Annotated in this window: 12 protein-coding genes; 4 read left to right on the top strand and 8 right to left on the bottom strand. The window is 60.3% G+C overall.

Annotated features, from left to right (window positions below):
- Window positions 1-53 precede the first annotated feature (53 nt).
- Window positions 54-1,276 (top strand): IS3 family transposase gene (locus ACLK1G_RS21075; protein ID WP_420765165.1). Its coding sequence is split into 2 segments (ribosomal slippage): window positions 54-405 and window positions 405-1,276, totalling 1,224 coding nucleotides; the frame shifts between segments, so codons are not numbered across the junction.
- Window positions 1,277-1,325: 49 nt separating this feature from the next.
- Here the strand turns inward: ACLK1G_RS21075 and ACLK1G_RS21070 are convergent.
- The 4 genes from ACLK1G_RS21070 to dadA all read right to left on the bottom strand — a co-directional run bounded on the left by ACLK1G_RS21070 (window position 1,326) and on the right by dadA (window position 5,105).
- Window positions 1,326-1,739 carry a c-type cytochrome gene (locus tag ACLK1G_RS21070; RefSeq protein WP_420767177.1) on the bottom strand — a complete coding sequence of 138 codons (414 nt, stop codon included), beginning with the start codon at window positions 1,737-1,739 and terminating at the stop codon, window positions 1,326-1,328.
- Window positions 1,740-1,922: 183 nt separating this feature from the next.
- On the bottom strand, window positions 1,923-2,471 hold the full coding sequence (locus ACLK1G_RS21065) for a cupin domain-containing protein (protein WP_030138196.1): 549 nt from the start codon (window positions 2,469-2,471) through the stop codon (window positions 1,923-1,925).
- A gap of 128 nt (window positions 2,472-2,599) precedes the next feature.
- On the bottom strand, window positions 2,600-3,673 hold the full coding sequence (alr, locus tag ACLK1G_RS21060) for an alanine racemase (protein WP_420767173.1): 1,074 nt from the start codon (window positions 3,671-3,673) through the stop codon (window positions 2,600-2,602).
- 127 nt (window positions 3,674-3,800) lie between these two features.
- Window positions 3,801-5,105, bottom strand: coding sequence for a D-amino acid dehydrogenase (gene dadA, locus ACLK1G_RS21055; protein WP_420767172.1), 1,305 nt, complete (start codon window positions 5,103-5,105; stop codon window positions 3,801-3,803).
- 154 nt (window positions 5,106-5,259) lie between these two features.
- Here dadA and ACLK1G_RS21050 point away from each other — a divergent pair, with 154 nt between their 5' ends.
- A complete protein-coding gene (locus ACLK1G_RS21050; protein ID WP_003206849.1) occupies window positions 5,260-5,748 on the top strand; it encodes an Lrp/AsnC ligand binding domain-containing protein in 489 nt (162 codons plus the stop codon).
- 5 nt (window positions 5,749-5,753) lie between these two features.
- On the opposite strand, the gene ACLK1G_RS21045 is transcribed toward ACLK1G_RS21050, so the two are convergent.
- Window positions 5,754-6,107: a YkgJ family cysteine cluster protein gene (locus tag ACLK1G_RS21045; RefSeq protein WP_420767171.1), complete on the bottom strand. Its 354-nt coding sequence runs from the start codon at window positions 6,105-6,107 to the stop codon at window positions 5,754-5,756.
- A gap of 146 nt (window positions 6,108-6,253) precedes the next feature.
- Here ACLK1G_RS21045 and ACLK1G_RS21040 point away from each other — a divergent pair, with 146 nt between their 5' ends.
- A complete protein-coding gene (locus ACLK1G_RS21040; protein ID WP_420767170.1) occupies window positions 6,254-7,567 on the top strand; it encodes an NAD(P)/FAD-dependent oxidoreductase in 1,314 nt (437 codons plus the stop codon).
- 46 nt (window positions 7,568-7,613) lie between these two features.
- Here the strand turns inward: ACLK1G_RS21040 and ACLK1G_RS21035 are convergent, their stop codons facing one another.
- On the bottom strand, window positions 7,614-7,859 hold the full coding sequence (locus tag ACLK1G_RS21035; protein ID WP_420767169.1) for a DUF1127 domain-containing protein: 246 nt from the start codon (window positions 7,857-7,859) through the stop codon (window positions 7,614-7,616).
- A gap of 181 nt (window positions 7,860-8,040) precedes the next feature.
- Between ACLK1G_RS21035 and ACLK1G_RS21030 the strand changes: the two genes are divergently transcribed.
- Window positions 8,041-9,471, top strand: coding sequence for an aminotransferase-like domain-containing protein (locus tag ACLK1G_RS21030; RefSeq protein ID WP_420767168.1), 1,431 nt, complete (start codon window positions 8,041-8,043; stop codon window positions 9,469-9,471).
- 39 nt (window positions 9,472-9,510) lie between these two features.
- Here ACLK1G_RS21030 and ACLK1G_RS21025 read toward each other — a convergent pair whose 3' ends face one another.
- Together ACLK1G_RS21025 and ACLK1G_RS21020 are read right to left on the bottom strand one after the other, a co-directional pair.
- Entirely contained in the window at window positions 9,511-11,925 is a 2,415-nt protein-coding gene (locus tag ACLK1G_RS21025; RefSeq protein WP_420767167.1) for a fimbria/pilus outer membrane usher protein, read from the bottom strand.
- Entirely contained in the window at window positions 11,925-12,629 is a 705-nt protein-coding gene (locus ACLK1G_RS21020; protein WP_420767166.1) for a fimbria/pilus chaperone family protein, read from the bottom strand. Before ACLK1G_RS21020 ends, ACLK1G_RS21025 begins: the two co-directional genes overlap by 1 nt.
- Window positions 12,630-12,675 lie beyond the last annotated feature (46 nt).

The raw sequence follows: 12,675 nt of genomic DNA, 5'->3' as shown, positions 1-12,675 counted from the left end.
TGTCTCGTCCTGAATAAGGTTTACACCTTCTGACCTATCCTCAGGAGGAACCAATGGAATCAGGAAAAAGGCGCAGTCAGCGTGATTACACGCTGGGCTTTAAATTGGCGGTCGTCGATCAAGTTGAAAAGGGCGAACTGAGTTATAAAGAGGCTCAACGGCGTTATGGGATTCAGGGTCGGTCGACTGTGTTGGTGTGGTTACGCAAGCATGGAAGGCAGGACTGGAGCCAAGGCGCCTCCATTCGTGCCCAGAGGAATCGACCGATGGCCGAGCCAAATTTGCCGCTGACACCAGAGCAGCGAATCAAGGAGCTGGAAGAAAAGCTGGCCCTTGCCAACCAGAAAGCCCAATTTTTTGAAGCTGTCGTTGACGTGCTGAAGAACGATTACGGTGTTTCTGTCGTAAAAAAGCGATCCGGCAGGTCCTCAGCCAAGGGCAAATCGAAGGCCTGAGTGTTACCAGGGCTTGCCAGTTTTTGGGCATCTCACGGCAGGCGTATTACAAGCGCAATCGAGCTTACGACGCGCAAGCTAGCCACGCGCAAAAGGTGCTGGGGTTTGTGCTGGAGACACGCCTTGAAATGCCCCGGTTGGGCACCCGCAAGCTGCATGGCCTCATGCAGTCCGAACCTGAACTGACGCGAACGGTAGGTCGAGATCGGTTGTTCGATATCTTGCGAGACCATCGACAACTGGTCCTACGCAAACGCGCTTATCACAAGACTACCGATAGTCATCATCGCTTCCGTCGACATCCGAATCGGCTCAAACCCGGCCCTGACCAAGTCACTGCCACGGGGCCTGAACAGGTATGGGTAGCAGATATAACCTACTTGCCTACCGAACAAAGCGTCGCTTATGTGAGCCTGGTCACCGATGCGTTTTCGCGCAAAATAGTCGGCCATCATGTGCATGAAAGCCTGCATACCGAGTCAGTCATCCAGGCAATGACCAAAGCCCTTCGGCATCGAAGAAGCAATCAGCCGCTGGTACATCACTCTGATCGGGGCTCGCAATACTGCTCTGATCTCTACCAGAGGCTGCATGCCAAGCACGGCGTCAGGTGTTCGATGACTGATGGCTACGACTGCTACCAGAATGCCCTAGCGGAACGGGTGAATGGGATTCTGAAAACGGAGTTTCTTTTACACCGTCCCAAAGACCTTGCCCAAGCCAAGCGCATGGTCGAGGAGTCGATAGAAATTTATAACCGTAAGCGACCTCATTTGTCTCTGAAATACAAAACGCCCGATGCGGTGCATCGGGCGCTTTGAGATGAAACAGGTGTAAACCTATTTCAGGACTAGACACGATGCCGGCGTTTTACAGGCCAGACATCTCTTTGATGGCGCCCTTGAGCTCTTCATCCGAGCAATCGGCGCAGGTGCCTTTAGGCGGCATGGCGTTGACGCCCGTGATGGCCTTGGCCAGGATGCCATCGAGACCGCCCTGGTGGTCGGCGCGTTCTTTCCAGGCTGCCTTGTCACCGATTTTCGGCGCGCCCAGCAGACCAGTACCGTGGCAAGCGTTGCAATGTTTGGCAATGACGTCTTTTGGCGCCTTGGCACCGCCGGCACCGCCCGCCGCTGTAGCCACTTCCATCCCCTTGCATTCCTTGCCCTGGACGCAAACCTGGCCGACGGGTTCAAGGCGCTTGGCGATGTCATCGTTGGGCGCCGCTTGAGCGCTCGCAGCCCATAGGGCCAATACGGTTGCTGGTGCAGCCAGCATTTTCATAATTAGGTTCACGCGTACACCCTCAATGGTGGCTAGTCACGCCTGCGGCCACGGTTTGCAGGCGGGCGCAAGTATAGCGGTAAGCCTGTCACTCCGAAACAACCCCAAAGTCGCAAGGGTCTTGTTTGTCATGACAGGCCAACCTTCGAGCGCCTTTGCCCTGCGGGCTCGGCGCCTCTTGGTCTAGAAATTGGCCGGTGTGGCTGCGCTGATCAGTCGCGCCGGCACGTCGAACGGGTTACGGAAGCGGTGGGGCTTGGTGCTTTCGAAATAGTAGCTGTCACCGGCTTCGAGCACGAAGGTTTCGGCGCCCACCACCAATTCCAACCGCCCTTCCACCAGGATCCCGGTTTCTTCGCCTTCGTGGGTGAGCATCTCGTCGCCCGTGTCGGCGCCAGGCGGATAGATTTCGTTCAAAAACGCAATCGCCCGGCTCGGATGCGCCCGGCCCACCAGTTTCATGGTCACGGCGCCATCGGAGATGTCGATCAGTTCGTTGGCTTTGTAGACGATCTGGGTCGGTTTCTCCTGGAGGATTTCTTCGGAGAAAAACTCGACCATGGACATGGGAATCCCGCCAAGGACCTTGCGCAGCGAGCTGATCGAGGGGCTCACGCTGTTTTTCTCGATCATCGAAATGGTGCTGTTGGTGACGCCCGCGCGCTTGGCGAGTTCACGCTGGGAAAGGCCTTTGAGTTTACGAATGGATTGCAGTCGTTCACCGACGTCCAATGCTGGAGCCTCCAGGGAATCAGGTTGTGTGTAAAGTGAACGTTATCATGGCGACAGCGTTCAGTATTTACAACACTTTGGCCCGAATCCTGTGCGGTGAAGCGACTTTCGGTAGATCGCGCTCAGCCTCACCCCTTGGAATAGAGCCTTGGCACCCGCCGCAGGTTGCAGAATATCTGGTAGGGAATCGTGCCGGCAGCCATCGCCACGTCGCTGGCGAGGACATTTTTGCCCCATAGCTCGACCGTGGAGCCGAGCCCGGCCTGGGGGATATGGGTCAAGTCCACGCACAGCATGTCCATCGATACCCGCCCGACCAGTTGGCTACGCTGCCCGTCCACCAGCACCGGCGTGCCGTTGGGCGCCTGGCGCGGGTAGCCGTCGGCGTAGCCCATGGCGACCACGCCCACGCGTGTCGGTTGCGCCGTGACAAAGCGTGCGCCATAACCCACGGGCTCGCCGACGGGAAGCTCGCGCACGCTGATGATTCTAGACTCCAGCGTCATGACCGGCTGCAGGCGCGAAGCAACGGCATTGGCCTCCTCGAAAGGCGTTGCGCCGTACAGCATGATGCCGGGCCGCACCCAGTCGCTGGGGATCTGCGGCCAACCCAGCACCGCCGGAGAATTGCGCAGGCTGACCTCTGCCATCAGGCCCTGGCGGGCCTGCTCGAATACTGCTAACTGTTGCAGGCTGCTGGGGTCATGCAGTTCATCGGCACGGGCGAAGTGACTCATCAATACGATCTTCGCCACGTTTCCACTGGCCAGGAGGCGACGATACGCCGGCTGAAACTCGTCCTGATGCAATCCGACCCGATGCATACCCGAATCGAGCTTGAGCCAGACCGTGATCGGCTTGCCCAGCGTCGCGCGCTCGATCGCTTCGAGTTGCCACAACGCATGCACCACGCACCACAAATCATGTTCGACGATCAAGGCAAGCTCATCGGCCTCGAAAAATCCTTCCAGCAGCAGGATCGGTCCACCAATACCGCCCGCTCGCAGCTCCAGGGCCTCTTCGATACAGGCCACGGCAAACCCGTCGGCCGTTTCCTGCAAGGCTTCGGCGCAGCGCACCGCCCCGTGCCCATAGGCGTCGGCCTTGATCACCGCAAGGGCTTTGGCCCCCGTGACTTCACGGGCCAATTGATAGTTATGACGCAAGGCTTGGAGGTCGATCAAGGCACGGGCAGGACGCATGGCGGCACGCTTCTAGGCAGTCATGGATAAAAAACCGGCGCAGGCTGACAGCATCAACCACCAACAGCGCCGGGAGAGGGAGAGTTTTGACAGCTGTCAGGGCAGCGCGGCCGAAACACTCAAGCAGTCATTGGTGAGCTGGCGCTGGATTGCCATGTTTTGCGGACTCCTGGGGTTTGCTGCCATAACGGGAAATGTCGAGGCCTTCGGCGCTGATCTGTGGCTTTTTCTTCGCCATCAGGTCCGCCAGCAGGCGACCGGAACCACAGGCCATGGTCCAACCGAGGGTGCCGTGGCCAGTGTTCAGGAACAGATTCTTGAACGGGGTAGCGCCCACGATAGGCGTGCCGTCCGGTGTAGTTGGGCGCAGGCCAGTCCAGAAACTGGCCTGGGCCAGGTCGCCGCCCCGAGGATAAAGGTCGTTGACGATCATCTCCAGGGTTTCGCGCCGACGCGGGTTCAGCGAAAGGTCGAATCCAGCGATTTCGGCCATGCCGCCGACGCGAATACGATTGTCGAACCGGGTGATCGCGACCTTGTAGGTCTCATCGAGAATGGTCGAGGTCGGCGCCATCGCCGGGTCGGTAATCGGCACGGTCAGGGAATAGCCCTTGAGCGGATACACCGGCGCGCGGATACCGAGGGGCTTGAGCAACTGTGGCGAGTAGCTGCCCAAGGCCAGGACGTAGCGGTCGGCTGTTTCCAGCTTGCCGTCGATCCAGACGCCGTTGATGCGGTCACCGGCGAAATCCAGGCGCTCGATATTCTGGTCGAACCGAAATTGCACGCCGAGCTGGACAGCCATTTCCGCCAGGCGGGTGGTGAACATCTGGCAGTCGCCGGTCTGGTCATTGGGCAGGCGCAGCGCACCGGCGAGGATGTCGGTGACGTTGGCCAGCGCCGGCTCGACCCGGGCGATGCCTGCGCGGTCGAGGACTTCGAACGGCACGCCAGACTCCTTCAACACGGCGATGTCCTTGGCCGCGCCATCGAGCTGGGCCTGGGTGCGGAACAGTTGAGTAGTGCCCAGGCTGCGGCCCTCGTAGGCAATGCCGGTCTCGGCGCGCAACTCGTCCAGGCAGTCACGGCTGTACTCGGACAGGCGGACCATGCGCTCCTTGTTGATTGCGTAGCGGCTGGCAGTGCAATTGCGCAGCATCTGCGCCATCCACAGGTATTGATCAATGTCGGCAGTGGCCTTGATCGCCAACGGCGCGTGACGCTGCAACAGCCACTTGATGGCCTTGAGCGGCACACCGGGCGCGGCCCACGGCGAGGCGTAACCCGGCGACACCTGGCCGGCGTTGGCGAAGCTGGTTTCCATGGCCGGCGCCGGCTGACGGTCGACCACCACCACTTCAAACCCGGCACGGGCCAGATAGTAAGCACTGACGGTACCGATGACGCCGCTACCCAAGACCAGAACGCGCATGTTGAATCCTCATCGCGGATGACCGCTGACGTTTGTTGTACAAAGCTTAGATGGGCGCAGTGTAAAAAAGATCAGCCAGTGCTTTTCACTATATAAATCCCTATATTTGGCGAGAATTCTCGGCAAAAACCCTTTTCATGGAGGCGCATCACCTGTGCGTACCAATACCCAGACCAAGCGCGAGCTGGACAAGATCGACCGCAACATTCTGCGCATCCTCCAGGCGGACGGCCGGATTTCCTTCACCGAACTGGGCGAAAAGGTCGGTCTCTCCACCACGCCGTGTACCGAGCGGGTCCGGCGCCTGGAGCGCGAAGGCATCATCATGGGCTACAACGCCCGGCTCAATCCGCAGCACCTGAAGGGCAGCCTGCTGGTGTTTGTCGAGATCAGCCTCGACTACAAGTCCGGCGATACCTTCGAAGAATTCCGACGCGCAGTGCTGAAATTGCCACACGTCCTGGAATGCCACCTGGTGTCGGGCGACTTCGATTATCTGGTGAAGGCGCGGATTTCCGAGATGGCCTCGTACCGCAAGCTGCTGGGCGACATCCTGCTCAAGCTGCCCCACGTGCGTGAGTCCAAGAGCTATATCGTGATGGAAGAAGTAAAGGAGAGCCTGAACCTGCCGATCCCGGATTGAGAGGCCTAGACCAACACCTGCCGGGTACTCGCCATGTACTCATGAATCTGCTTCTCGACACGCGGGTGGATCAGCTCCACCGGGCGTCGACCATTGGGACATGGCAAGGTCGCCGTGGTGCCGAACAGACGGCAGATCAACGGCCGCTCGTCGTAGACCGTGCAACCGTTCGGCCCCAGGTGCACGCAATCGAGCGCTTCCATGGCGGCGTCCTGTTCGGCGCGGGTCTTGCGCGGGAGCCGGGACATTTCCTCGGGCGAGGTGGTCACCGGGCCGCAGCAGTCGTGACAGCCCGGCACGCACTCAAACGTAGGGATCTGCTGACGCAGCGTGCGGATTTTTTGGCTGTTGCAGCTCATCGAGGCGAGTACCGGGTCGGGACAGCCTTGGATTCTGCCTCAAAAGGCGCAGGCCAGACAGCGTCAGCCGACCAGAGTTGCCGATGGAGGAAAGCACGGCTTATGCTCCGTAAAATTTCTCAAACACATCAATCAGGATTACGCACATGAACGCCCGTGTTCAGCAACCTGTCCCGAGCCACGCGCACGCCGCCTCTTATTACGCCGCCAGCAGCCTGCCGCAGCCGGACCATCCGGTGTTGCAAGGCGAGCTGATCGCGGACGTCTGTGTGGTCGGCGGCGGGTTCTCCGGGTTGAACACGGCCATCGAACTGGCCGAGCGCGGGATGAGCGTGGTGTTGCTCGAAGCACATAAAATTGGCTGGGGTGCCAGCGGACGCAACGGCGGCCAGTTGATTCGCGGCGTTGGGCACGGCCTCGACCAGTTTGCTTCGGTCGTCGGTAACGACGGCGTCCGTCAGATGAAACTGATGGGGCTTGAGGCGGTGGAAATCGTCCGACAACGAGTCGAGCGCTTTCAGATTTCTTGCGACCTGACCTGGGGTTATTGTGACCTTGCGAACAAACCCGGCGACCTCGAGGGCTTCGCCGAAGACGCCGAAGAATTGCGCAGCCTGGGCTACCGCTACGAGACCCGACTGCTGCGCGCTGACGAAATGCACAACGTGGTGGGCTCGGATCGTTACGTTGGCGGCTTGGTCGACATGGGTTCGGGTCACCTGCATCCGCTCAACCTGGCGCTGGGAGAAGCCACGGCGGCCCAGCAATTGGGAGTTCGACTGTTCGAACGATCAGCCGTCACCCGCATCGACTATGGCCATCAAGTAAAAGTACATACCGAGCACGGCTCCGTCCGCGCCAACACCCTGGTGCTGGGCTGCAACGCCTACCTCAATGGCTTGAACCAGGAGTTGAGCGGCAAAGTGCTGCCGGCCGGCAGCTACATCATCGCGACCGAGCCGTTGAGCGAAACTCAGGCACATGCGCTATTACCGCAGAACATGGCCGTTTGTGATCAGCGGGTGGCGCTGGATTATTACCGGCTTTCGGCGGATCGCCGCTTGTTGTTCGGCGGGGCTTGTCATTATTCCGGGCGCGATCCGCAGGACATCGGCGCCTATATGCGTCCGAAAATGCTCAAGGTTTTCCCTCAGTTAGCGGACGCGAAAATCGATTATCAATGGGGCGGGATGATCGGCATCGGCGCCAACCGCTTGCCACAGATCGGCCGCCTCAAGGATCAGCCGAACGTGTATTACGCCCAGGCCTACTCGGGCCATGGCGTAAACGCCACGCACCTGGCGGGCAAACTGCTGGCCGAAGCAATCAGTGGGCAACAAGGAGGTGGCTTCGATCTTTTTGCACAGGTGCCGCACATGACATTCCCAGGGGGCAAACATTTGCGCTCACCACTGCTGGCATTGGGGATGTTGTGGCATAGATTGAAAGAACTGGTGTGACAGGGGCCGAGGGAGCTTGCTCCCTCGCCACAGGTTTCTTATCGATTCAAATCCGCCAGAACGGCTTCAAGCCTTCCGCCCGCGCCTGCTCCCGACTCAGTCCAATATCACGCAACTGTTCGGTCGACATGTCCAACAGGGCTTTGCGTGTATGCAAACGATGCCAGAACAGTCCCCAGCGACTCAGGCCGGCTGGCGCATTGCGCAAAGCCCCGCTGCGCAGCTCCTTTTCCTGCCCAGCCGCCAGTTCCTGACTGTGTAACGTCAGCCGTACATCGCTCAAGCCGTTCATTTTTGATCGCTCCTGTTTACTTGGGTAGCCAGAGCTTTCATGATGCGCGGACGGCCAAAAGCAATACAGATTCAGGCGATGTCTTTTATAAGCATACAGAATCGGCGTTTTCGGCACTGAATCGAAGTTTTGCGCCGCAACTGTATTGGTTGTCGCTTTCCCACTTCACTGAGAACGCACCATGACGCTGTACGTGAACCTCGCCGAGCTGCTCGGCACCCGTATCGAACAAGGCTTCTACCGCCCCGGTGACCGGCTGCCGTCGGTGCGCGCCTTGAGCACCGAACACGGGGTCAGCCTGAGCACGGTCCAGCAGGCCTATCGCGTGCTGGAGGACAGCGGGCTGGCAATGCCGAAACCCAAGTCTGGCTATTTCGTGCCGGTCAGCCGGGAACTGCCGGACCTGCCGGCGGTGGGCCGTCCAGCCCAGCGCCCGGTGGACATTTCACAATGGGACCAAGTGCTGGAACTGATACGCGCCGTACCGCGCAAAGACGTGGTGCAGCTGGGTCGCGGGATGCCGGATATCCATTCGCCAACCATGAAGCCATTACTTCGCAGCCTGGCGCAGATCAGCCGACGGCAAGACATGCCCGGCCTGTATTACGACAACATCTACGGCAACCTGGAACTGCGGGAACAGATCGCCCGGCTGTCCTTGGACTCCGGCTGCCAACTGGGCGCCAACGACCTGATTGTCACTACCGGCTGCCACGAAGCGCTGTCAGTGAGCGTCCGCGCCACCTGCGAGCCAGGTGACATCGTCGCGGTGGATTCACCCAGCTTCCATGGCGCCATGCAGACGCTGAAGGGCCTGGGCATGAAAGCCCTGGAAATCCCCACCGACCCACTCACTGGCATCAGCCTGGAAGCTTTGGAACTGGCGTTGGAGCAATGGCCGATCAAGGCCATACAGTTGACCCCGAGCTGCAATAACCCGTTGGGTTACATCATGCCCGAGGCCAACAAACGCGCCCTCCTGACCTTGGCACAGCGCTTTGATGTGGCGATTATCGAAGACGATGTGTATGGCGAACTGGCCTACACCTACCCGCGTCCGCGCACCATAAAGTCTTTCGACGAAGATGGGCGCGTCCTGCTCTGCAGTTCTTTTTCCAAGACCTTGGCGCCGGGCCTGCGAGTGGGTTGGGTTGCCCCCGGTCGCTATCTGGAACGGGTGCTGCACATGAAGTACATCAGCACGGGATCTACCGCGCCGCAGCCCCAGATCGCTATCGCCGAGTTTCTCAAGGCTGGTCATTTCGAGCCGCATTTACGCCGCATGCGCGGGCAATACCAGCGCAATCGCGACGTAATGATGGACTGGGTCAGCCGATATTTCCCCCAGGGCACCCGCGCCAGCCGCCCTCGTGGCAGCTTCATGCTCTGGGTCGAGTTGCCGGAAGGCTTCGATACGCTGAAGCTCAACCGCATGCTTCATGACCAAGGGGTCCAGATCGCGGTCGGCAGTATTTTCTCGGCATCTGGCAAATACCGTAATTGCCTGCGCATGAACTACGCTGCCAAGCCAACGGCGCAAATCGAAGATGCTGTACGCAAGGTGGGTGCCGCCGCGAGCAAGCTGTTGAGCGATGTCGCCAACGTCCAATGAAGCTCATCGATCACTGAATGATCGGCGGTGCAGGCACGCTCAGCCTACCTGGCAAGCCACCTCAAGACGATCGATAGGCGCTGAGGATGCCGGCATCTGGCGAGTATCGATTTCCAAGCGGCAGATTTGCTCATTGGCAAGCGCTATAGAGAGTTTTGCCACGACAGGGGCATCCTCCAGATATACCAGGCCCGTGTCGACCACCGTCGTCAAGTACTGACCCGCGTGGTCGTAAACCCCAAGGCCCTTGGCCATGGGTACCCCCTCTTCGTTGCGCACGTATAGCAACAAGCGACGAACCCTGGCGGCCTGGAAGTCGAGCCGCGGCACAGCGCCGCGCGCTGCCCGCACTTCTTGGTAACCATTTGGCACCTCAATGTTGCGAGGAAGGCTGACCGTGTCGATTTCAACACGGCTCGCCTGGTAAGGCGGCAGTTCAGCCGCCACCGCACGCCCGGCTCCATCGGTCCAGACGGGCCCCTGGGGCGTTCCAATCTTGACTCCGGCGTAGTCGCCGACTTTGAGCAGGCCAAACGTGTCGCGCAGCGGATACGGCGAAGGCGTCACGCCCTCGTCGTGCAAAGCCAACCCCCCGCGTAGCGTCAGGTCATAATGGCGCGCGCCGGCGCTGCTCCGGGAATACCCCAGTTCTGCGCTGGTATAACGGGGCACGGCGTTAAGCCTGGCGTTGAAGTCGTTCCGGTCGTCGGCGAAGCGATCGGCACCGATGCTATAGCCAAGGCTGTCACTGGCCTGCTCCGAATAACGTGCGCCACTGCGCACTCCTCTCGAATCATCGTAACGTACAGAAGTGCTTATTCTTCGGTTGCGTCCCAGGGGCACACCCACGTTGACGAACGCACCTGATCTACCCGCTTGCTCAAACCTGTCGTGTTCAAGGCTCAGCGAAAACGTCGCCCAGTCGAAACCCCGCGACCATGCCGCGCTGACCCTCGAATGAGCTTTTCCACCCCCGCCCTGATACCGAGCCAATGATCCGCTCAGCGCACCCCAAGCCGGATCCGCTCTCCTCAGCGATAGGCTCCAGTGATTGGCCGCGCGGGCAAACGGGTCACCTCCAACGGCATCACGCCCGGCCTCAGACAAGTATCGAAACCCAGGGCTGCGCTGGCCCGCTGTCAAACCGACCGATAGCCCCTCGCCCAGCGTCGTGTTGAGTGTGGCCTGGATCTCTTGGCCGCCGATGCCTCGTGTCGTGCGTGAACCGAGCTGCTGCAGGGTCAGCACGGTCGCTGGGGTCAGCGCTTGAGAAACGCCCCATCCAATGGATTGGTAATCGTCGGCCCCCATCCACCCTGCGCTCGTCTGCGTCCGCGGGCCCCATCGCCAGTCCCGGCTGGCGGCAAAAAATGACGGAGTGTCATGGTCACGCCCGATCTGCCGGATCCTGCCTGCCGCCAATCCATAACTGGGCAGGGTGCCTAGTCTCGCGGGACGCACTTGCGCGGCAGGCACATGAAAGTCGCGACGCTCACCGCTTTCTTCGAACACGCTGACTTCCAGATCCAACCTATCACTGATCAGCGGCAGGTCGCGCAAGGTGAACGGCCCGGGGGGGACCAAAGTGGTATAGATCACGATGGCACTCTGACGGACCTCGACTCGGGCCGTCGAATAGGCCAACCCTTGGACCTCGGATCCCGCGCCCAGCACACCCGCATCCGCGGAAAGCGCCGTTTCCGGGAAGATTTGCACCCCGGTGAACGGGCCCGTGGAAAACAACGAGGAACGCATGTTCAACTGGCCCAACTGCACCTGCGCGCCAAACCGCTCCCAGGTCTTGGATGCTTGGGTGTACAGCGTCTCGAAACGCGTCACGCCCTGGAACGACGTGTAATTCTGGCGGCTGCGCACGACCCAATCTCCGGCATTGAAACCCAGCTCAGTGCCCAAGCTGCGATAGTGGCTGGACTGCCCCGCAGCGGAACCGTCGATGACCAGAGCATCGTAATTCCACACACCTGCCACCCCCCCGGAGTCCCAGCCGCCGGGACGCTGCCCTGGCGTCGCCAGCAAGTCGGCGGGCACCACCAATGAAACCAGGTTCTGTCCCGGATCGAGCTGCACCTTGAAGCCGGCCAACGCTTGTACGGCAGACAGGCACTGCGCCTCATCAACGCCTGGATTCACGTTCGACGGCGCGGCGATTCCCACGTGCTCAAACAAGTTCGCATCGACGCACAACTGCCCTTCGTCATCGAACGTCACGAAGATCTGCCCGGAAGGTACGCCATTGACATTCAGGGAGACGCGGTTGCGTCCTGCGGCAAACCGCGCGGCGCTGCGAAAGTACTCGGCGACATTCGGATCGATGCCCCGGGCTTCGAGCACCGAACGGTCAAATTCATCGGACGCCTGTGCCGAGGCTTCGGTCCAGGCAATCGACATCAGGACCAGGCTGCCGACAGGCCGCCAGAAGACACCCAGGCCCACTACTGCAAGCTCAAGCGTGCGTCGTGGCTACCAGCGGCAAACCCGTAGGTGGTGGCTGGAAACAACCGGACATGTGTGCCCAGGCTCGATGGCGTGGCGAACGCCAGCGTTTCCCCCGGCAGGATATAGGTACGGCCGATATCCAGTGTTGCACCACCGGGAATCAGACTCACCGATCGTGCCAGCCTCACAACATAGGGGCTGGGATTGCTCACGCTTATCTCACCGGTCCTGGCGCTCCAGACCAGCCGTTTCCAAGGCATTCGCTCCGTTGCCAGGCCAGCCGGACGAATAATCACCGGGATGTTCTGGCGCACGCCCATGGAGATTTGTGCGCCGCTCGCCGCCGGACGCGCTTTGATGCCCTCGAACACGACGCGCTTGAGCCGCTCCGTCTGCAAGACAGCGGCACTGTGAAGGATAAAACGCACTTGCTGGCTCTGGCCGGGTTCCAGTCGAGCCACGGGAGGGTTGACCAGGAGCAACGGTTCCTTGTCCTCCGGAAGGTCAAGGACAGCGCTATAGAGCAATGCCGGTTGATCGTCCGTATTCCTGACATTCAGGGTCGCCTCCCCTATGCCCTGGTCGACAATCACAACCGGCGTTTCCGGGACCATTCCGGCCGCCTGGGCGCCAAGGCCTATGAATGGCAGGCACAGCGCTGCCATCGCACTCGTCCACAGCGAGCAATTTCGAACAAACATGGGAATCTCCAGAGGCACCGACCGAGACATGCCAGGCACGTCTCGT

The sequence above is a fragment of the Pseudomonas algeriensis genome (assembly GCF_048847255.1).
GTDB lineage: Bacteria > Pseudomonadota > Gammaproteobacteria > Pseudomonadales > Pseudomonadaceae > Aquipseudomonas.
Note: the sequence above shows the minus strand (reverse complement) of the source record. Positions and strands in the feature narration are given on the sequence as shown.

What these genes read in the sequence shown, in the direction of transcription:
- ACLK1G_RS21070 (WP_420767177.1), bottom strand. Translation starts at nt 1,739, where the DNA reads ATGAAAATGCTGGCTGCACCAGCAACCGTATTGGCCCTATGGGCTGCG.
- alr (WP_420767173.1), bottom strand. Translation starts at nt 3,673, where the DNA reads ATGCGTCCTGCCCGTGCCTTGATCGACCTCCAAGCCTTGCGTCATAAC.
- dadA (WP_420767172.1), bottom strand. Translation starts at nt 5,105, where the DNA reads ATGCGCGTTCTGGTCTTGGGTAGCGGCGTCATCGGTACCGTCAGTGCT.
- ACLK1G_RS21045 (WP_420767171.1), bottom strand. Translation starts at nt 6,107, where the DNA reads ATGAGCTGCAACAGCCAAAAAATCCGCACGCTGCGTCAGCAGATCCCT.
- ACLK1G_RS21040 (WP_420767170.1), top strand. Translation starts at nt 6,254, where the DNA reads ATGAACGCCCGTGTTCAGCAACCTGTCCCGAGCCACGCGCACGCCGCC.
- ACLK1G_RS21035 (WP_420767169.1), bottom strand. Translation starts at nt 7,859, where the DNA reads ATGAACGGCTTGAGCGATGTACGGCTGACGTTACACAGTCAGGAACTG.
- ACLK1G_RS21030 (WP_420767168.1), top strand. Translation starts at nt 8,041, where the DNA reads ATGACGCTGTACGTGAACCTCGCCGAGCTGCTCGGCACCCGTATCGAA.
- ACLK1G_RS21020 (WP_420767166.1), bottom strand. Translation starts at nt 12,629, where the DNA reads ATGTTTGTTCGAAATTGCTCGCTGTGGACGAGTGCGATGGCAGCGCTG.